Source organism: Streptomyces sp. NBC_01294, assembly GCF_035917235.1.
GTDB lineage: Bacteria > Actinomycetota > Actinomycetes > Streptomycetales > Streptomycetaceae > Streptomyces > Streptomyces caledonius.
Genome location: NZ_CP108423.1, coordinates 3,269,840 through 3,287,653 on the forward strand (window position 1 = coordinate 3,269,840; position 17,814 = coordinate 3,287,653).

Here is a 17,814-nt window from a genome sequence, read left to right on the forward strand (position 1 = left end):
CGTATGTACGTTTTCTTACGTCGCGCGAAGAACTGCGGAAGGCAGGTCGGTCGGCGTGCGTCAGCCCTGGCGCTGCTTGTGGCGCAGGTTGTCGCAGATGACCATGACCCGACCGTGACGGCGGATCACCTTGCACTTGTCGCAGATCTTCTTGACGCTCGGCTTGACCTTCATGTTGGTGAGGTTCTCCGGGTCAGTGCCACCACCCGCGCCGGGACAAGACGCCCAGACGGGGGTGAAGACAAGATCTACTTGTATCGGTAGACGATCCGGCCACGCGTCAGGTCGTACGGAGACAGCTCCACGACGACCCGGTCATCAGGGAGGATGCGGATGTAGTGCATGCGCATCTTGCCGCTGATGTGCGCGAGGACCTTGTGACCGTTCTGGAGTTCCACCTTGAACATCGCGTTCGGGAGGGACTCGATCACGGTGCCCTCGATTTCGATGGCACCTTGCTTCTTGGCCACGCTTCGCCTTTCGAATCGGCTACCTTGATCGGCCTAGTACGCCATGCAGGCATGGGAGTGCACGAGAGCCGACGAGTCAGTCTACGTCAGGGCATCCAGAAAGACGAATCCGGAAAGTTTGCCCCAGAGTCTAGATCATTAACCGAGGGGGTCCGGAGCCGTGGTGACTCCGTACTCCGCCAGCTTCGCCTTGCCGCAGTCCGGGCTGGTCAGGACGATGGGACCGGCCTCCGTCAGCGCGATGGAGTGCTCCCAGTGCGAGGACCAGGTGCCGTCCGTCGTGATGACCGTCCAGTCGTCCGCCAGCACCTCCGTCTGGGCGGTTCCCAGGGAGACCATCGGCTCGATCGCCAGGCAGACGCCCGGGACCAGCTTGATGCCCTTGCCCCGCTTGCGCGAGACGTAGTTCAGCAGGTGGGGGTCCATGTGCATCTCGGACCCGATGCCGTGGCCGCCGTAGTCCTCGATGATCCCGAACTTGCCGAGGCTGTGCTCACCGGTGGTGGGGCGGGGCTGGCGCTTGATGTACGTCTCGATCGCCTTGGAGATGTCCACGAGGCGGTTGCCGAGCTTCATGGCGGCGATGCCGGCCCACATGGACTCCTCGGTCACCCGGGAGAGCTCCACGAGCTCGGGCGCGTGCCCGGTGCCCACGAAGGCGGTGTACGCGGCGTCGCCGTGCCAGCCGTCCACGATCGCGCCGGCGTCGATCGAGATGATGTCGCCGTCCTTGAGGACGGTCTTGTCGTCCGGGATGCCGTGGACGACGACCTCGTTCACCGAGGTGCAGATCGTCGCGGGGAAGCCGCCGTAGCCGAGGAAGTTCGACTTGGCCCCGGCGTCCGCGATCACCTTGCGGGCCACCATGTCCAGATCCCGCGTCGTGGCGCCCGGCACGGCCGCCTCACGGGTCGCCGCGTGGATCGCGGCGACGACCAGCCCCGCCTCGCGCATCTTCGCGATCTGCTCGGGGGTCTTGATCTGGACCATGGGGAAACAGCCTTCCAGCTTCGAAACGGGTCTTCTCAACAGTACGGCCGCGATGCCCTGGGGACACCGCGGCCGTACCTGCACAACAAGGGTCTACTACTTCTTGAGGGCGTCCATCGCGCGCTTGGTGACGTCCGCGACCTCACCGAGGGCCGGGATGGTCACCAGCAGGCCCTGGGCCTTGTAGTAGTCGATGATCGGCTCGGTCTGCGTGTGGTAGACCTCCAGCCGGTTGCGGACCGTGGCCTCCGAGTCGTCGCCGCGCTGGTACAGCTCGCCGCCGCAGGTGTCGCAGACGCCCTCGGCCTTCGCCGGGGCGTACGTCACGTGGAAGACGTGCGCGGAGTCGTTGCGGCAGATCCGTCGACCGGCGATCCGCTTGACGACCTCGTCCTCCTCGACCTCCAGGTCGAGAACGGCGTCGAGCTTCATGCCCGCCGCCTGGAGCATCACGTCGAGCGCCTCGGCCTGCGAGACGTTGCGCGGGAACCCGTCGAGCAGGAAGCCGCCTACGGCGTCGGGCTGCTCCATCCGGTCCTTCGCCATGCCGATGGTCACCTCGTCGGGGACCAGGTCGCCGGCGTCCATGTACGCCTTCGCCTGCTTGCCCAGCTCGGTGCCCTGGCTGATGTTGGCCCGGAAAAGGTCGCCCGTGGAGATGTGCGGGATCGACAGGTTCTTGGCAAGGAACGCGGCCTGCGTTCCCTTCCCGGCACCGGGCGGTCCGACGAGGACGATTCGCATCAGCGGAGGAACCCTTCGTAATTACGCTGCTGGAGCTGGCTCTCGATCTGCTTCACGGTTTCCAGACCCACACCCACGATGATCAGGATGCTCGTCCCGCCGAACGGGAAGTTCTGGTTCGCTCCGAAGCCGGCCAACGCCATCGTCGGCACAAGAGCGATGAGACCCAGGTACAGCGACCCCGGCCAGGTGATCCGGTTGAGCACGTAGCTCAGGTACTCGGCGGTGGGTCGACCGGCGCGGATGCCGGGGATGAACCCACCATACTTCTTCATGTTGTCTGCAACTTCCTCGGGGTTGAACGAGATCGCCACGTAGAAGAACGCGAAGAAGACGATCAGGAGGAAGTACACCGCGATGTAGTAAGGGTGGTCGCCCTTGACGAAGTGCTTCTGGATCCAGGTGGCCCAGCCCGCGGTGGAACCGCTGAACTGTACGACCAGTGCCGGGATGTAGAGCAGCGACGAGGCGAAGATGACGGGGATGATGCCCGCCTGGTTCACCTTGAGCGGGATGTAGGTCGAGGTACCACCGTAGGCGCGGCGGCCGATCATGCGCTTCGCGTACTGGACCGGGATCCGGCGCTGCGCCTGCTCGACGAAGACCACCAGGCCGACCATGGCGAGACCGACAAGCATGACCACGCCGAACTCGACCCAGCCGTCCGCGATCTTGCCCTGCTCCTTGATGGCCCAGAGGGCGCCGATGAAGCCGGCGGCGATCGAGATGAACATAAGGATCGACATGCCGTTGCCGATGCCGCGGTCGGTGATGAGCTCACCGAGCCACATGACGACGCAGGTGCCGGCGGTCATGGTGACCACCATGACGACCGTGGTGAAGATCGACCGGTCGGGGACGATCTGGCTGGCGACCTGGCAGCCCTGGAACAGGGCCCCCGTGCGGGCGGTGGCGACGAGGCCGGTGCCCTGCAGGATCGCAAGCGCGACCGTCAGATAGCGCGTGTACTGAGTGATCTTCGCCGTGCCGGACTGTCCCTCTTTTTTGAGGGTCTCCAGCTTCGGGATGACCACGGTCAGCAGCTGCAGAATGATGCTCGCCGTGATGTACGGCATGATGCCGAGCGCAAAGATCGTGATCTGCAGCAGCGCACCGCCGCTGAACATGTTGACGAGGCCGAACAGCCCATTGCTGCTGCCTGCCTGTTCAACACAGATCTGTACGTTCTTATAGCTCACGCCGGGTACCGGGATGTGGGACCCGAGCCGGAACAGCACGATGATGCCGAGCGTGAAGAGCAGCTTCTTGCGCAGGTCGGGCGTCTTGAACGCCCGGGCGAACGCGGTGAGCACGGTGCCTCCTGCGACCCCCGCGCTACTGCGTCAGAGGTGACGGTCTGAGGGATCGACGTATACGACAAAGCAAAGGTGCACGCCACCTTACCGGCGAGTGTGCCTTCCGTGGAACGACCAACCGGGGATGCCCCATATGTGAGGCATCCCCGGTCGGGTTTCGAGCTATTCAGCCACTGAAATCGTCTTAGACGAGCTCGGTGACAGTGCCGCCGGCAGCGGCAATCTTCTCCTTGGCGGAGGCGGAAACGGCGTCAACCGAAACCTGCAGCGCCACGGAGAGCTCGCCCTGGCCCAGGACCTTGACGAGGCTGTTCTTGCGAACCGCGCCCTTGGCGACCAGGTCGGCCACCGTGACTTCTCCACCCTCGGGGTAGAGAGCGCCGAGCTTGTCCAGGTTCACGACCTGGAACTCGGTGCGGAACGGGTTCTTGAAGCCCTTGAGCTTCGGCAGGCGCATGTGGAGGGGCATCTGCCCACCCTCGAAGCGCTGCGGGATCTGGTAGCGGGCCTTCTGGCCCTTCGTACCACGACCGGCCGTCTTACCCTTCGACGCCTCACCACGACCGACACGGGTCTTCGCGGTCTTGGCACCGGGGGCGGGACGGAGGTTGTGGGCCTTCAGCGGGCTGTTCTCAGCCATGTTAGTCAACCTCCTCAACCGTCACGAGGTGGCGGACGGTCTGCACCATTCCGCGGAACTCGGGGCGGTCCTCCTTGACGACCACGTCGTTCAGGCGCTTGAGCCCGAGCGAACGCAGAGTGTCGCGGTGGTTCTGCTTGCTGCCGATGTACGACTTCGTCTGCGTGATCTTGAGACGGGCCATTACGCACCCGCTCCCGCAGCACGTGCACGAAGGAGAGCCGCGGGGGCGACGTCCTCGAGCGGCAGACCACGGCGAGCCGCGATCTCCTCGGGACGCTGCAGGCCCTTGAGGGCCGCCACGGTCGCGTGCACGATGTTGATCGCGTTGGACGAGCCAAGCGACTTCGACAGGATGTCGTGAACGCCGGCGCACTCCAGAACGGCGCGCACCGGGCCACCGGCGATAACGCCGGTACCGGGGGAAGCCGGCTTCAGGAGCACGACGCCCGCGGCACGCTCGCCCGTGATCGGGTGAGGAATCGTGCCCTGGATGCGCGGGACCTTGAAGAAGCTCTTCTTGGCTTCCTCGACGCCCTTGGCGATGGCCGCGGGAACTTCCTTGGCCTTGCCGTAACCGACACCTACAGTGCCGTCACCGTCGCCCACCACGACCAGCGCGGTGAAGCTGAAGCGGCGACCACCCTTGACAACCTTGGCGACGCGGTTGATCGCGACAACGCGCTCAACGTAAGCGGTCTTCTCGGCGGCAGGGCCACCGTCGCGACCCTTCCGGTCCCGCCGCTCGCCGCCACCGGCACCGCTTCCGCGGCGCTGGGGTCCAGCCATTGGATTACCTCTCTCTGTTACGTCCGTGAGTCCCGGAACCGGGGCTTAGAACTTCAGCCCGGCTTCGCGGGCGGCGTCAGCCAGAGCGGCAATGCGCCCGGCGTATCGGTTGCCACCGCGGTCGAACACGACGGTCTCGACACCCGCAGCCTTGGCACGCTCAGCGACGAGTGCGCCGACGGCCTGGGCCTGGGCGCTCTTGTCGCCTTCGCCACCGCGGATCGAGGTGTCCAGGGTCGACGCGGACGCCAGGGTGTGACCCTGGAGGTCGTCGATGACCTGAGCAACGATGTTGCGGTTGGAACGCGTCACGACGAGGCGCGGACGCTCCGCCGTACCCGAGACGTTCTTGCGGATGCGGATGTGGCGGCGGGCCTTGGCGGCACGCTTGTACGCGTCGCCCTTGGCGATCTTCACACCGTATGCCATGGCTACTTACCAGCCTTTCCGACCTTGCGGCGGATGACTTCGCCGGCGTACTTGACACCCTTGGCCTTGTACGGGTCGGGCTTCCGCAGCTTGCGGATGTTGGCGGCGACCTCGCCGACCTTCTGCTTGTCGATGCCCTCGACCGAGAACTTGGTCGGCGACTCGACCTTGAAGGAGATGCCCTCGGGCGCCTCCACCAGGATCGGGTGGCTGTAACCCAGCTGGAACTCCAGGTTGGAGCCCTTCGCCAGGACACGGTAACCGACACCGCTGATCTCGAGAGCCTTGACGTATCCCGTGGTCACACCGGTGATCATGTTCGCCACCAGCGTGCGGGACAGGCCGTGCAGGGCCTTGTTCTGACGCTCGTCGTTGGGGCGGGTGACGTTCAGAACGCCGTCCTCACCCTTCACGACCGCGATGGGAGCCTTGACGGTGTGCGAGAGGGAACCCTTGGGGCCCTTCACGGCGACCGTGCTGCCATCGATGGTGACGTCCACACCGGCGGGAACCTGGATGGGGAGCTTGCCGATTCGCGACATTGCTTTTCCTCCGTTCCCGACTACCAGACGTAGGCGAGGACTTCCCCACCTACGCCCTTCTTGCCTGCCTGCTGGCCGGTCAGGAGACCGTGGGACGTGGAGATGATCGCCACGCCCAGGCCGCCGAGGACCTTCGGCAGGTTGGTGGACTTCGCGTACACGCGCAGACCGGGCTTCGAGATCCGCTTGATGCCCGCGATGGAGCGCTCACGGTTCGGCCCGAACTTCAGCTCGAGGACGAGGTTCTTGCCGACCTCGGCGTCCTCGACCTTCCAGCCGGTGATGAAGCCCTCTTGCTTGAGGATCTCTGCGATGTGCGACTTGATCTTGCTGTGCGGCATCACCACGGTGTCGTGGTACGCCGAGTTAGCGTTACGCAGACGCGTGAGCATGTCTGCGATCGGGTCAGTCATGGTCATGAAGTGGCCTTCGGCCTCTCTCGCCGGGGTTTCCTGTATGCGCCATCCCTCTCCCCACTCAGTGGCGGGACGGGTGCGGTGCGGGGACCTACGGCGTAGTAAGTCGTTATGGGCGGTGGACGCCCAACCACACAAGCCTAAGGCATGCGCGGCCGGGCACCCACCGTCCAGATGCTTACCGAGAGTGCCTGGTACCGCTCAAGTCCTTGCGGACGAGAGGGAATTACCAGGAGCTCTTGGTCACGCCCGGCAGCTCGCCACGGTGAGCCATCTCACGAAGGCAGACGCGGCACAGGCCGAACTTGCGGTACACGGAGTGGGGGCGACCGCAGCGCTGGCAGCGGGTGTACGCACGCACACCGAACTTGGGCTTGCGGGCAGCCTTCGCGATGAGAGCCTTCTTCGCCATCTCGCTTACGCCTCCTTGAAGGGGAAGCCGAGGTGACGAAGGAGCGCGCGGCCCTCAGCGTCGTTGGTCGCCGTGGTGACCACGGTGATGTCCATACCCCGGGTACGGTCGATCTTGTCCTGGTCGATCTCGTGGAACATGACCTGCTCCGTGAGACCGAAGGTGTAGTTGCCACGGCCGTCGAACTGCTTCGGCGACAGACCACGGAAGTCACGGATACGCGGCAGCGCGAGCGACAGCGTACGGTCCAGGAACTCCCACATGCGGTCACCACGGAGGGTGACGTGGCAGCCGATCGGCTGACCCTCGCGCAGCTTGAACTGCGCGATGGACTTCCGGGCCTTCGTGACGGCCGGCTTCTGACCGGTGATCGTCGTCAGGTCCTTGATGGCGCCGTCGATCAGCTTGGAGTCGCGGGCGGCGTCGCCCACACCCATGTTGACCACGATCTTCACGAGACCGGGGATCTGCATGACGTTCTCGTAGGAGAACTCCTCACGCAGCTTGCCCGCGATGTCCTCGCGGTACTTCGTCTTGAGACGCGGAGTGGTAGCCATCAGATGTCCTCACCCGTCCGCTTGGCAACGCGGATCTTGTTGCCCTCGTCATCGAAGCGGAAACCGACGCGGGTAACGACCTTCTGGCCGTCCTTCTCCACAACCAGCTGAACGTTGCTGACGTGGATCGGCGCCTCGGTGATCACGATGCCACCGGTCTGCGAGCCACCAGCGGTCTGGCCGGCCTTGGTGTGCTTCTTGACCCGGTTGACACCCTCGACGAGGACGCGGTTCTCAGCGGGGAAGGCGACGATGACCTTGCCCTGCTTGCCCTTGTCCTTACCGGTGATGACCTGAACCAGGTCGCCCTTCTTGATCTTCATGCTTACAGCACCTCCGGCGCGAGCGAGATGATCTTCATGAACTTCTTCTCGCGCAGCTCACGGCCCACCGGGCCGAAGATACGGGTGCCGCGAGGGTCGCCGTCGTTCTTCAGAATGACGGCGGCGTTCTCGTCGAAGCGGATGTACGAGCCGTCCTGGCGGCGACGCTCCTTGACGGTGCGAACGATGACCGCCTTGACGACGTCACCCTTCTTCACGTTGCCACCGGGGATCGCATCCTTGACGGTGGCGACGATGACGTCACCGATGCCCGCGTAGCGGCGACCGGAACCACCGAGAACACGGATGCAAAGGATCTCCTTTGCACCAGTGTTGTCGGCGATACGCAGTCGCGACTCCTGCTGGATCACGTGTATCTCCTGTTTGTCTGCCGGTTCCCGGCGGGGGCTTCACTCCGAGGAGCTGGGCCCCCACCGAGCCTGGCGGAACGAATCTGAGGGAAACCCCTCAGATAATTACTTGGCCTTCTCGAGGATCTCGACGATGCGCCAGCGCTTGCTCGCCGACAGCGGACGCGTCTCCATGATGATGACGCGGTCGCCGACGCCGGCAGCGTTCTGCTCGTCGTGCGCCTTGAGCTTGTTCGTACGGCGGATGACCTTGCCGTACAGGGCGTGCTTCACGCGGTCCTCGACGGCGACGACGACGGTCTTGTCCATCTTGTCGCTGACGACCAGACCCTCACGGGTCTTGCGGAAACCGCGCTCGGTCTTCTCAGTCACGTTCTTCTCGCTCATCAGGCGCTCTCCACCGTCTCGATACCGAGCTCACGCTCGTGCATCAGGGTGTAGATGCGAGCGATGTCCTTACGGACGGACTTGAGCCGGCCGTTGTTCTCCAGCTGACCCGTGGCCGCCTGGAAGCGGAGCTTGAACAGCTCCTCCTTGGCCTCGCGCAGCTTGCCAACGAGCTCCTCGTTGCCGAGCTCACGCAGCTCGGACGCCTTGGTTCCCGTCGCCATCACGACTCACCTGCCTCGCGCCGAACAATCCGGCACTTCATCGGAAGCTTGTGAGCAGCGCGGGTGAGCGCCTCACGAGCAATCTTCTCGTTCGGGTAGGACAGCTCGAACATGACCCGGCCCGGGTGCACGTTGGCGATCCACCACTCGGGAGAACCCTTACCGGAACCCATGCGGGTTTCGGCCGGCTTCTTCGTCAGCGGGCGGTCCGGGTAGATGTTGATCCAGACCTTGCCGCCACGCTTGATGTGGCGGGTCATCGCAATACGAGCCGCCTCGATCTGGCGGTTCGTCACGTACGCCGGGGTCAGCGCCTGGATGCCGTACTCGCCGAACGTGACCTCAGTACCGCCCTTGGCCATGCCACTGCGCTTCGGGTGGTGCTGCTTGCGGTGCTTGACCCTACGAGGGATCAGCATGTCGGTCAGGCCTCCGTTCCGGTGCTCTCGGCCGGAGCGGCGGCGGGAGCGTCGGCCTTGGGGGCCTCGACACCAGCAGCCTGCTGCGGCTTGCGGCCACCACGGCCGCCGCGCTCGCCACCACGGCCACCACGGCCGGCGGGACGGTCGCCAGCGCCCTGCGCGCCACGGGCCGGGCGGTTACCCGCACGGGCCGCAGCGTTCTCGGCGCGAACCTCGGCGATGTTCTTGACGTCGCCCTTGTAGATCCAGACCTTCACACCGATACGGCCGAAGGTGGTCTTGGCCTCGAAGAAGCCGTAGTCCACGTTCGCGCGCAGCGTGTGCAGCGGCACACGACCCTCGCGGTAGAACTCGGAGCGGGACATCTCGGCGCCGCCGAGACGGCCGCCACACTGGATCTTGATGCCCTTGGCGCCGGCCTTCATCGTGCCCTGCATGCTCTTACGCATGGCGCGACGGAAGGAGACGCGGGAGGAGAGCTGCTCGGCAACGGCCTGGGCAACCAGCTGAGCGTCGACCTCGGGGTTCTTGACCTCGAGGATGTTCAGCTGGACCTGCTTGCCCGTGAGCTTCTCGAGGTCACCGCGGATGCGGTCGGCCTCGGCGCCACGGCGGCCGATGACGATGCCCGGACGAGCGGTGTGGATGTCCACACGCACGCGGTCACGGGTGCGCTCGATCTCAACCTTCGAGATGCCGGCGCGCTCCATGCCGGACGTCATCATCCTGCGGATGGCGACGTCTTCCTTGACGTAGTCCTTGTACAGCTTGTCGGCGTACCAACGCGACTTGAAGTCGGTGGTGATGCCGAGCCGGAACCCGTGCGGGTTTACCTTCTGGCCCATTACCGGGAACCTTCCTTGCTGCTGACGACCACGGTGATGTGGCTGGTCCGCTTGCGGATCCGGTAGGCACGGCCCTGCGCACGCGGACGGAACCGCTTCAGGGTCGGGCCCTCGTCCACGAACGCCTCGCTGATGACCAGCGTGGAGGCGTCCGGGTGGTTGTAGTTGTGTGCGGCATTGGCAATGGCGCTGTCAAGCACCTTGCCAACCGGCACGCTCGCGGCCTGCGGGGCGAAACGCAGGACCGCCTGAGCCTCCGTGGCATCCATGCCACGGATAAGGTCCACCACTCGGCGGGCCTTCATGGGCGTGACGCGGATGTACCGCGCCTGGGCCCTGGCTTCCATGGTTGTCCCTTCGGTGTAAGTCATAGTCGTAACCACCCCGCCTTTAGCGGCGCTTCGACTTCCGGTCGTCCTTGACGTGGCCGCGGAAGGTGCGAGTCGGCGAGAACTCGCCGAGCTTGTGGCCGACCATCGACTCGGTGACGAACACCGGGACGTGGGTCTTGCCGTTGTGCACCGCGATGGTGTGACCCAGCATGCTGGGGATGATCATCGAGCGACGGGACCAGGTCTTGATGACGTTCTTGGTGCCGGCTTCGTTCTGGACGTCCACCTTCTTTGCGAGGTGGTCGTCGACGAAGGGCCCCTTCTTGAGACTGCGCGGCATCTAAACCCGCTCCTAGCGCTTCTTGTTCGTCTTGCGGCGGCGGACGATGTACTTGCTCGAAGCCTTCTTCGGCGAGCGAGTACGACCCTCCTTCTGACCCCACGGGGAGACCGGGTGGCGACCACCACTGGTCTTGCCCTCACCACCACCGTGCGGGTGGTCAACCGGGTTCATCGCGACACCGCGGACGGACGGGCGAACGCCCTTCCAGCGCATGCGGCCGGCCTTGCCCCAGTTGATGTTCGACTGCTCGGCGTTGCCGACCTCGCCGACCGTGGCGCGGCAGCGCGCGTCGACGAGACGGATCTCACCGGACGGCATACGAAGGTGGGCCATGGTGCCCTCCTTCGCCAGCAGCTGCACGGAGGCACCAGCGGAGCGCGCGAACTTGGCGCCGCCACCGGGACGGAGCTCGATCGCGTGGATCGTGGTACCGACCGGGATGTTGCGGAGCGCCAGGTTGTTACCGGGCTTGATGTCGGCCGTGGGGCCGTTCTCAATCCGGTCGCCCTGCTTCAGGTTCTTCGGCGCAATGATGTAGCGCTTCTCACCGTCGGCGTAGTGCAGGAGCGCGATGCGCGCAGTGCGGTTGGGGTCGTACTCGATGTGCGCGACCTTGGCCGGCACGCCGTCCTTGTCGTGACGACGGAAGTCGATCACACGGTAGGCGCGCTTGTGGCCGCCACCCTGGTGTCGAACCGTGATCCGACCGGTGTTGTTACGGCCGCCCTTGCTGTGCAGGGGGCGGACCAGCGACTTCTCCGGCGTGGACCGCGTGATCTCGACAAAGTCGGCGACGCTGGAGCCACGACGGCCCGGGGTCGTCGGCTTGTACTTGCGGATACCCATTTCTCAGTCCTCGTCCGATTCCGGACGACTAGACCTCCGTTAGGAGGCCTGGCCGCCGAAGATGTCGATTCGGTCGCCCTCAGCGAGGGTCACGATGGCGCGCTTGGTGTCAGCGCGCTTGCCGAAACCGGTCTTGGTGCGCTTGCGCTTACCCTGACGGTTGATCGTGTTGACCCCGGTGACCTTGACCCCGAAGACCGCTTCCACGGCCTGCTTGATCTGGGTCTTGTTGGAGCCGGGCGCGACGATGAACGTGTACTTGTTCTCGTCCAGCAGCGCGTAGCTCTTCTCCGAGACAACCGGCTTGATCAGCAGGTCGCGCGGGTCGGTGAAGGTCTTGCTGGTAACGGTCGCCTCAGACATCAGGCGTCGCTCCCTTCGGTCTCATCGGCCTTGGGGCCAGACACGAAGGACTCGAAAGCGGCCTGAGTGAAGACCACGTCGTCAGAGACGATCACGTCGTACGTGTTCAGCTGGCCCGGCTCCAGGATGTGAACCTGGGGCAGGTTGCGGGCGGACAGCCACGCGGCCTCGTCGGCGCGGTCGACGACCAGGAGCAGGTTCTTGCGCTCCGAGATCTTGCCGAACAGCGTCTTGGCGGCCTTCGTGGAGGCGGCACCCTCGACCACGCCGGTGATGACGTGGATGCGGGAGTGACGCGCACGGTCCGAGAGGGCACCGCGGAGGGCGGCGGCCTTCATCTTCTTCGGGGTCCGCTGGGAGTAGTCACGCGGCTGCGGGCCGTGGACGACGCCACCGCCGACGAACTGCGGAGCGCGGGTCGAACCCTGGCGCGCGCGGCCGGTGCCCTTCTGGCGGTACGGCTTGCGGCCACCACCACGGACTTCGCCACGACGCTTGGTCTTGTGCGTGCCCTGACGGGCAGCTGCCAGCTGGGCGACAACGACCTGGTGGATCAGCGGAACGCTGGTCTTCGCGTCGAAGATCTCCGCGGGGAGCTCGACGGTACCGGCCTTGTCGCCTGCCGGCGAAAGGATGTCAATGGTGCTCATTACCTCAAGCCCCCTTGGCCGCGGTACGGACCAGGACGAGGCCGCCGTTCGGACCGGGGACCGCACCCTTGATGAGGAGCAGACCCTTCTCCGCGTCAACCGCGTGGATGGTCAGGTTCTGGGTGGTGACACGCTCGTTACCCATGCGACCGGCCATGCGCATGCCCTTGAAGACACGCCCAGGGGTGGCACAGCCACCGATCGAACCGGGGGAGCGGTGCTTGCGCTGCACACCGTGACCGGCGCCGAGGCCCCGGAAGTTGTGCCGCTTCATGACACCGGCGAAGCCCTTGCCCTTGCTGTTGCCCGTGACGTCAACCTTGACGCCGGACTCGAACACCTCAGCAGTGATCTCCTGGCCGAGCGTGTACTCGCTGGCGTCGGAGGTGCGGAGCTCCACCAGGTGGCGGCGGGGGGTCACGTCGGCCTTGGCGAAGTGGCCCTTGAGGGGCTTGTTCACCTTGCGCGGGTCGATCTCGCCGAAGGCGATCTGGACCGACTCGTAGCCGTCGATGTCGTTCGTACGGACCTGGGTAACGACGCAGGGTCCGGCCTTGACCACGGTCACCGGGACGACACGGTTGTTCTCGTCCCAGACCTGGGTCATGCCGAGCTTCTCGCCCAGGACGCCCTTGATCTGCTTTGCCATCTTCTCGACGCCTCTCAGAGCTTGATCTCGATGTCAACGCCGGCCGGAAGGTCCAGGCGCATCAGCGAGTCAACGGTCTTGGGAGTCGGGTCGAGGATGTCGATCAGGCGCTTGTGCGTGCGCATCTCGAAGTGCTCGCGCGAGTCCTTGTACTTGTGCGGCGACTTGATGACGCAGTACACGTTCTTCTCAGTGGGCAGCGGCACCGGGCCCGCGACCGACGCACCAGTGCGCGTCACCGTCTCGACGATCTTCTTCGCCGAGGAATCGATGACCTCGTGGTCGTAGGCCTTGAGCCGGATGCGGATCTTCTGTCCCGCCATGGCTACTCCGTAGTCCTGTCTGTATGTGGAAACGCTCTGGCTCTCGGTCGGCTGCGGGACGGATCCCGCGGCCTCTCCTCCGACCCACGCGGTCGGGCGTGTCGCACTCCCTCTACAGAAAATTCCCATACGGAAATTCCCTCATCCAAGGGGGTGCGGTCCCTGTGACCGCGTTTCGGGGGAGAAACACCCACCGAGCGCCTGGTGGGCACCGTGCTGACACTTCCCAGAAGATTCCCGTACGTCCGCCCCCATTGCTGCCCCGAAAGGCAGATTAAGGACGACGAGTACTGTGGGACTCGCTTCCGGTCCTCCCGGCGGGAGGCGCGCAGCATCGACACTCAGCCGAGCAACTTGAGTAGTCTGCCATACGAGGCACGTACCTGGCCAATCGGGCGGAAGAGAATACCCCGCCACGCTCCGTGGTCAAACCGCACCGCACACTTTGCGGGACGGGGCCTCTCCCCCGGTCGATCACCGGTCGATCACCGGTCGATCCCCTGCCGATCCCCTGCCGATCCCCCGGTCAGGAGCGGGTGACGGTCCCGCATCCTTCGCCCTCGATGCCCCTGCTGCGGTCGTACGGATCCACGGCGGCGCCGGTGGGCGCCGGCCCGGCCGGCGCGTCCGTCGGGAAGTCCGGGTGCAGGAAGCCGTCGGCCGCCTTGCACTCGACGTTCGACCACTCCGAGAGGTAGGCGTGCAGCTGGAGCCGGCCGCGGGTGGCCTGCCAGCGCGCCGGGTCGAGCACGCTCAGGGTGACCTGCCGGCGCACGATGGTGCGCTGCACGCTCGTGCCCCCCTTCGTCATGGGGTGGACGAAGGTGTAGTCCGTGACCACGCGCAGCTCACCGGGCTCCCCCTGCTCCGCGCGCATGCTGCCGCGCACCTTGACGACGTCGCCGACCGGCTTGACCTTGGCCGGATCGAAGCGGGTGAAGAGCAGCGCGGGGGTGTCCTCCTCGGTGGGCTTCGTCAGGTACTGCTCCACCCGCTGCGGGATCTCCGGCTGCCGGGGGTCCAGGAGCGCCAGGGCGGCGGCGGGCCGCTCCCCGCGCAGGGTCGCCGGGTCCAGGTTGGCCGCGACGAGGAACTGCTTGGCCTTCTGCAGCGCGTCCGCGACCTGCTCCTTGGACATCCCGCCCATGGCGGTGGCCTCGGGAACCTCGATCCCGGCGGCGCCGTCGGCCCACTGGAGGGCCGGGGAGCCGCGGAAGGGTTCCTGCACGGTCGGCTGGTCGGGGGCCACCGGGGGCGGCGGCGCAGTCGGGCGTACGGACTCCGCGGGCAGCGGACCGGCCTTGCGGGCCTCCTGCCGGGCCTCGTCCTTGCCGGTGATCCGGTCGATCACGAGCTCGGGCCGTACGGCGATCAGCGCGAGGCCGGCTATGGCGACGACGGCCAGGACCGCCTTGAGCCGGCCCGGGCGCCTGCGCTCCCGCGGTGCGGGCCCGGTGCGCCAGCCCGGCGGCTCCTGGCCCTGCGTGTCGCGCAGTCGCTCGGTCACCATCCGGGCCCGTGCGGACGGCTCCCGCGGCGCCGGGGCCGTCCCCGCGGCGGCCTCCTCCTGGAACCTGGCCCACTCCTCGTCGGAGGGACCCGTCCCGCCGCCGGCGTTGCTGTTGTTCCCCATGCCCCTGCCCCCTGCGAATCGTGCCGTTGAAACGTGCGAGAGGGGCCCCGCACCTTGTGGTGCGGAGCCCCTCACCTGCGGAAAGACGCGTTCACGCGACTAGCTGAAGTACCCCGTGATGTCCGCGATGAGATCCACGGAACCCGAGTTGTTGTAGAAGCTGACCTTCCCGTCCACGACGGGCACGACCACCAGGTTGGGGATCGTGAGACCGGCGGTGAAGTTCAGGTTCGACGCGCTCGTACGGGTCGAACCGCTCGGGAAGACCGACACGAAGCTCGCCCCGGTCGGGTTGGTCGCCGTCACGTTCAGCACCACGGCCTTGACCCCGGTGGCCGGGATGCCGCCGACGCCCGCCACGGGCAGCGTGACCACGCCGCCCCCGGTGACCGGACCCTGGCGGACACCGAGGCCCGCACGGGTGTCCATCAGGCGCTTCGGACCGAAGTTCGCGTGCATGGCGCCCGCGTCGCCGTCCGAGAAGTAGCCGGTGATGTCCGCTATGAGGTCGACGGTGCCCTGGTTGTTGAAGAAGCTGACCTTCCCGTCCACTACGGGCACGACCACCAGGTTGGGGATCGTCTGGCCCGGGGTGAAGTTCAGGTTCGACGCGCTGGAGCGGGTCGTACCGCTCGGGTACACCGACACGAAGCTCGGCTGCGTCGGGTTGGTCGCCGTCACGTTCAGCACCACGGCCTTGACGCCGGTGGCCGGGACGCCGTCGACGCCCGCCACGGGCAGGGTGACCACGCCGCCGGTGCCGACCGGGCCCTTCGGGACGCCGAGACCCTCACGGGTGTCCATCAGGCGCTTCGGGCCGAAGTTGGTCTGGGTGGCGCCGTCACCGGTCGAGGTGAAGTAACCGGTGATGTCCGCTATCAGGTCGACGGAGCCCTGGTTGTTGAAGAAGCTGACGCTCCCGTTGATGACCGGCACGACCACCAGGTTGGGGATCGTCTTGCCCGGGGTGAAGTTCAGGTTCGACGCGCTGGAGCGGGTCGTACCGCTCGGGAACACCGACACGAAGCTCGGCTGCGTCGGGTTCGTCGCCGTCACGTTCAGCACCACCGCGGTGGGCGTTCCACCGGTGGCGGCGGCCACCGGCAGGGTGACCACTTCACCGGCACCGACCGGACCCTGGCGGACACCGAGACCCGCGCGGGTGTCCATCAGGCGCTTCGGGGCCAGGGGGACGAACTTGGCGCCCTTGACCTCCGCGTCGACCTTGACCGCGAGACTCGTGGAGACCTTGCCGTTCTGGGCGGTCGCGCGGACCCGGACCTCGTGGCTGCCGTCGGTCACGACCGCCGTCGCCTTGCGGGTCGAGGCGTCCGTGACCGCGACGGGCTCGCCGTCGACCAGCACCTCGAACTTGCTCAGCTGCCCGCTGACCGTGCTGGTGGTCCAGTCGACCGTCAGGGCTGCGCCGCTGGGGTGACCGGCGCCCGGCGTGACCGGCGCCCCGTTCACCGAGGCGATCTTCAGCTGGGCCGCGGGACCCGTCTTGCGGAGCGCGTCCAGCTGCGGGTAGAGCGAGTTGCCCGGGCACTGGGTGTTGTAGCCGTCCCGGTGACCCGAGAGCGTCTTGAACTCGTACGTCTGCCCGGTGGTGAAGCTCTTGCCGGTGAAGTTGGTCTGGGTGGCGCCGGCGGTCAGCGTCGTCGTGCCGTTGATGTCGCCGTCGTACTGGCCCAGCTTGTACGCCGCGACCTTGGAGATGCTGTCGAGCGCGGCGGCCGAGGCACCCGCCTTCGTGTAGTCGCCGAGGACGGAGACGCTCGTCGACTCGGCGTTCCAGCCGTAGGTGTGCGCGCCCTGGACGGGCTGGTCCACGCCGCCCTGGCGGCCCTCGAAGATGGTGCCGCACTTGTCGACGAGGAAGTTGTAGCCGAGGTCGCGCCAGCCGTTGCCCTGTACGTGGTAGACGTGCAGGCCGCGGACGATGGCCGCGGACTCGGAGCACTCGTACGGTGCGGTGGCCGCCGTGTGGTGGACGAAGAGCGCCTTGATCTTCGCGCCGGGCAGGTAGACCGGGCCCTCGTTGTTCAGGGACTCGTCCGCGCCCCACTGCACGCGCGAGACCACGTCCGGCCGCGGGGCGGTCGATTCCGGTCCCGGCGTCGTCGGCGCGGGGTCGACCGCGGGCAGGCCGAAGGCGGCCGGCCCGAGGCTCAGGTCGCCCTTCTTCTTGGCCTTCGCGACGCCGGCACCCGGGTCCACCAGGTTCAGGACCATGCCGGCGGGCAGCTCGGTGCCGCCGGCCACCCGTACCTCGGCTCCGTCGGACGGACCGACCCAGACGGGCTCGGTGGAACCGCGCAGGCCGGGGCGCTTGCCGTCGAGGCCGGACTCGGCCTGCTCCAGCACGATCCACTTCGACCACTTGCCGCTGTCGGCGTCGCGGGTGCGGGCCTCGATCTTGCCCTTCACGTCGGCCTCGGGGTCGGCCCAGGAGACGCCGAGCAGCCCGAAGGGCTCGGTGCCCTGCTGGGAGAGGACGGCCTCGCCCTTGCCCTTGGGCTTCAGGGCGAGCTTGTGCAGCTCCCCCTCGACCGGACCCTTCTCGCGGGCGCTGGCGCTGTACGGCGAAACCTCGCCCTCGTCGGAGGAGTCGATGCCGTTGGCGACGCCCTGGATACCGAGAACCGTCACGACACCGAGCGCGGCGGCCAGTGCCGTCCCGCGCACACGACCTAGTTTCAAGTTGTCCCCAACCCCTGTTGTGACTCCGTCAGAAGTCATGGCTAACCGGCCGGATGCTACTGGCCGGTGGTGACGGCTCGAACAGGGGGGGTCGG

28 protein-coding genes are annotated in these 17,814 nt (G+C 66.4%); all 28 read right to left on the minus strand.

What is annotated here, in order from left to right; all coding sequences use genetic code 11:
- Positions 1-60 precede the first annotated feature (60 nt).
- The gene (gene rpmJ, locus OG534_RS14520; protein WP_003956441.1) at positions 61-174 is read right to left on the minus strand and encodes a 50S ribosomal protein L36; all 114 of its coding nucleotides are present in this window, start codon (positions 172-174) and stop codon (positions 61-63) included.
- Between the two features lie 74 nt (positions 175-248).
- Positions 249-470, minus strand: a complete 222-nt coding sequence (gene infA / locus OG534_RS14525) for a translation initiation factor IF-1 (protein WP_003956442.1) — start codon at positions 468-470, stop codon at positions 249-251.
- 138 nt (positions 471-608) lie between these two features.
- Positions 609-1,460, minus strand: coding sequence for a type I methionyl aminopeptidase (map, locus tag OG534_RS14530; RefSeq protein ID WP_326588504.1), 852 nt, complete (start codon positions 1,458-1,460; stop codon positions 609-611).
- 96 nt (positions 1,461-1,556) lie between these two features.
- Positions 1,557-2,204, minus strand: a complete 648-nt coding sequence (locus tag OG534_RS14535) for an adenylate kinase (protein WP_326588505.1) — start codon at positions 2,202-2,204, stop codon at positions 1,557-1,559.
- The gene (gene secY, locus OG534_RS14540; protein WP_326588506.1) at positions 2,204-3,517 is read right to left on the minus strand and encodes a preprotein translocase subunit SecY; all 1,314 of its coding nucleotides are present in this window, start codon (positions 3,515-3,517) and stop codon (positions 2,204-2,206) included. Before secY ends, OG534_RS14535 begins: the two co-directional genes overlap by 1 nt.
- Before the next feature lie 187 nt (positions 3,518-3,704).
- Entirely contained in the window at positions 3,705-4,160 is a 456-nt protein-coding gene (gene rplO / locus OG534_RS14545; RefSeq protein ID WP_008739693.1) for a 50S ribosomal protein L15, read from the minus strand.
- Position 4,161: 1 nt separating this feature from the next.
- Complete coding sequence (gene rpmD, locus OG534_RS14550) at positions 4,162-4,344, minus strand: 50S ribosomal protein L30 (RefSeq protein WP_053682614.1); 183 nt, start codon at positions 4,342-4,344, stop codon at positions 4,162-4,164.
- Positions 4,344-4,949 carry a 30S ribosomal protein S5 gene (gene rpsE / locus OG534_RS14555; protein ID WP_214946843.1) on the minus strand — a complete coding sequence of 202 codons (606 nt, stop codon included), beginning with the start codon at positions 4,947-4,949 and terminating at the stop codon, positions 4,344-4,346. Before rpsE ends, rpmD begins: the two co-directional genes overlap by 1 nt.
- 45 nt (positions 4,950-4,994) lie before the next feature.
- Complete coding sequence (rplR, locus tag OG534_RS14560) at positions 4,995-5,378, minus strand: 50S ribosomal protein L18 (protein WP_008739696.1); 384 nt, start codon at positions 5,376-5,378, stop codon at positions 4,995-4,997.
- Between the two features lie 2 nt (positions 5,379-5,380).
- The gene (gene rplF / locus OG534_RS14565) at positions 5,381-5,920 is read right to left on the minus strand and encodes a 50S ribosomal protein L6 (protein ID WP_030388858.1); all 540 of its coding nucleotides are present in this window, start codon (positions 5,918-5,920) and stop codon (positions 5,381-5,383) included.
- A gap of 20 nt (positions 5,921-5,940) precedes the next feature.
- On the minus strand, positions 5,941-6,339 hold the full coding sequence (rpsH, locus tag OG534_RS14570) for a 30S ribosomal protein S8 (RefSeq protein WP_007265911.1): 399 nt from the start codon (positions 6,337-6,339) through the stop codon (positions 5,941-5,943).
- Positions 6,340-6,562: 223 nt separating this feature from the next.
- The gene (locus OG534_RS14575) at positions 6,563-6,748 is read right to left on the minus strand and encodes a type Z 30S ribosomal protein S14 (RefSeq protein ID WP_003956452.1); all 186 of its coding nucleotides are present in this window, start codon (positions 6,746-6,748) and stop codon (positions 6,563-6,565) included.
- 5 nt (positions 6,749-6,753) lie between these two features.
- Positions 6,754-7,305, minus strand: coding sequence for a 50S ribosomal protein L5 (gene rplE / locus OG534_RS14580; protein WP_030008469.1), 552 nt, complete (start codon positions 7,303-7,305; stop codon positions 6,754-6,756).
- Positions 7,305-7,628: a 50S ribosomal protein L24 gene (gene rplX, locus OG534_RS14585; protein ID WP_073912889.1), complete on the minus strand. Its 324-nt coding sequence runs from the start codon at positions 7,626-7,628 to the stop codon at positions 7,305-7,307. Before rplX ends, rplE begins: the two co-directional genes overlap by 1 nt.
- Before the next feature lie 2 nt (positions 7,629-7,630).
- Positions 7,631-7,999, minus strand: a complete 369-nt coding sequence (gene rplN / locus OG534_RS14590) for a 50S ribosomal protein L14 (RefSeq protein WP_008739701.1) — start codon at positions 7,997-7,999, stop codon at positions 7,631-7,633.
- A 105-nt stretch (positions 8,000-8,104) separates the two neighbouring features.
- The gene (gene rpsQ, locus OG534_RS14595) at positions 8,105-8,386 is read right to left on the minus strand and encodes a 30S ribosomal protein S17 (protein ID WP_326588507.1); all 282 of its coding nucleotides are present in this window, start codon (positions 8,384-8,386) and stop codon (positions 8,105-8,107) included.
- Positions 8,386-8,610, minus strand: coding sequence for a 50S ribosomal protein L29 (gene rpmC, locus OG534_RS14600; RefSeq protein WP_008739703.1), 225 nt, complete (start codon positions 8,608-8,610; stop codon positions 8,386-8,388). The genes rpsQ and rpmC overlap by 1 nt, the downstream gene beginning before the upstream one ends.
- Positions 8,610-9,029 carry a 50S ribosomal protein L16 gene (gene rplP / locus OG534_RS14605; protein ID WP_008739704.1) on the minus strand — a complete coding sequence of 140 codons (420 nt, stop codon included), beginning with the start codon at positions 9,027-9,029 and terminating at the stop codon, positions 8,610-8,612. Before rplP ends, rpmC begins: the two co-directional genes overlap by 1 nt.
- 5 nt (positions 9,030-9,034) lie before the next feature.
- Complete coding sequence (rpsC, locus tag OG534_RS14610) at positions 9,035-9,877, minus strand: 30S ribosomal protein S3 (protein WP_214946846.1); 843 nt, start codon at positions 9,875-9,877, stop codon at positions 9,035-9,037.
- The gene (gene rplV, locus OG534_RS14615; protein ID WP_037792011.1) at positions 9,877-10,224 is read right to left on the minus strand and encodes a 50S ribosomal protein L22; all 348 of its coding nucleotides are present in this window, start codon (positions 10,222-10,224) and stop codon (positions 9,877-9,879) included. Before rplV ends, rpsC begins: the two co-directional genes overlap by 1 nt.
- A gap of 43 nt (positions 10,225-10,267) precedes the next feature.
- Positions 10,268-10,549: a 30S ribosomal protein S19 gene (gene rpsS, locus OG534_RS14620; protein WP_326588508.1), complete on the minus strand. Its 282-nt coding sequence runs from the start codon at positions 10,547-10,549 to the stop codon at positions 10,268-10,270.
- Positions 10,550-10,561: 12 nt separating this feature from the next.
- Positions 10,562-11,398, minus strand: coding sequence for a 50S ribosomal protein L2 (gene rplB, locus OG534_RS14625; protein ID WP_112447748.1), 837 nt, complete (start codon positions 11,396-11,398; stop codon positions 10,562-10,564).
- Positions 11,399-11,437: 39 nt separating this feature from the next.
- Entirely contained in the window at positions 11,438-11,761 is a 324-nt protein-coding gene (gene rplW, locus OG534_RS14630; RefSeq protein ID WP_030154694.1) for a 50S ribosomal protein L23, read from the minus strand.
- Positions 11,761-12,411, minus strand: a complete 651-nt coding sequence (gene rplD / locus OG534_RS14635; RefSeq protein ID WP_030725940.1) for a 50S ribosomal protein L4 — start codon at positions 12,409-12,411, stop codon at positions 11,761-11,763. Before rplD ends, rplW begins: the two co-directional genes overlap by 1 nt.
- 4 nt (positions 12,412-12,415) lie before the next feature.
- Complete coding sequence (gene rplC, locus OG534_RS14640; protein ID WP_007265899.1) at positions 12,416-13,060, minus strand: 50S ribosomal protein L3; 645 nt, start codon at positions 13,058-13,060, stop codon at positions 12,416-12,418.
- A 14-nt stretch (positions 13,061-13,074) separates the two neighbouring features.
- On the minus strand, positions 13,075-13,383 hold the full coding sequence (gene rpsJ / locus OG534_RS14645; protein WP_003948644.1) for a 30S ribosomal protein S10: 309 nt from the start codon (positions 13,381-13,383) through the stop codon (positions 13,075-13,077).
- Between the two features lie 526 nt (positions 13,384-13,909).
- Positions 13,910-15,016 (minus strand): hypothetical protein, encoded by a 1,107-nt coding sequence (locus OG534_RS14650; protein WP_326588509.1) that lies wholly within the window; start codon positions 15,014-15,016, stop codon positions 13,910-13,912.
- A 99-nt stretch (positions 15,017-15,115) separates the two neighbouring features.
- Positions 15,116-17,704, minus strand: a complete 2,589-nt coding sequence (locus OG534_RS14655; protein WP_326588510.1) for an N-acetylmuramoyl-L-alanine amidase — start codon at positions 17,702-17,704, stop codon at positions 15,116-15,118.
- Positions 17,705-17,814 lie beyond the last annotated feature (110 nt).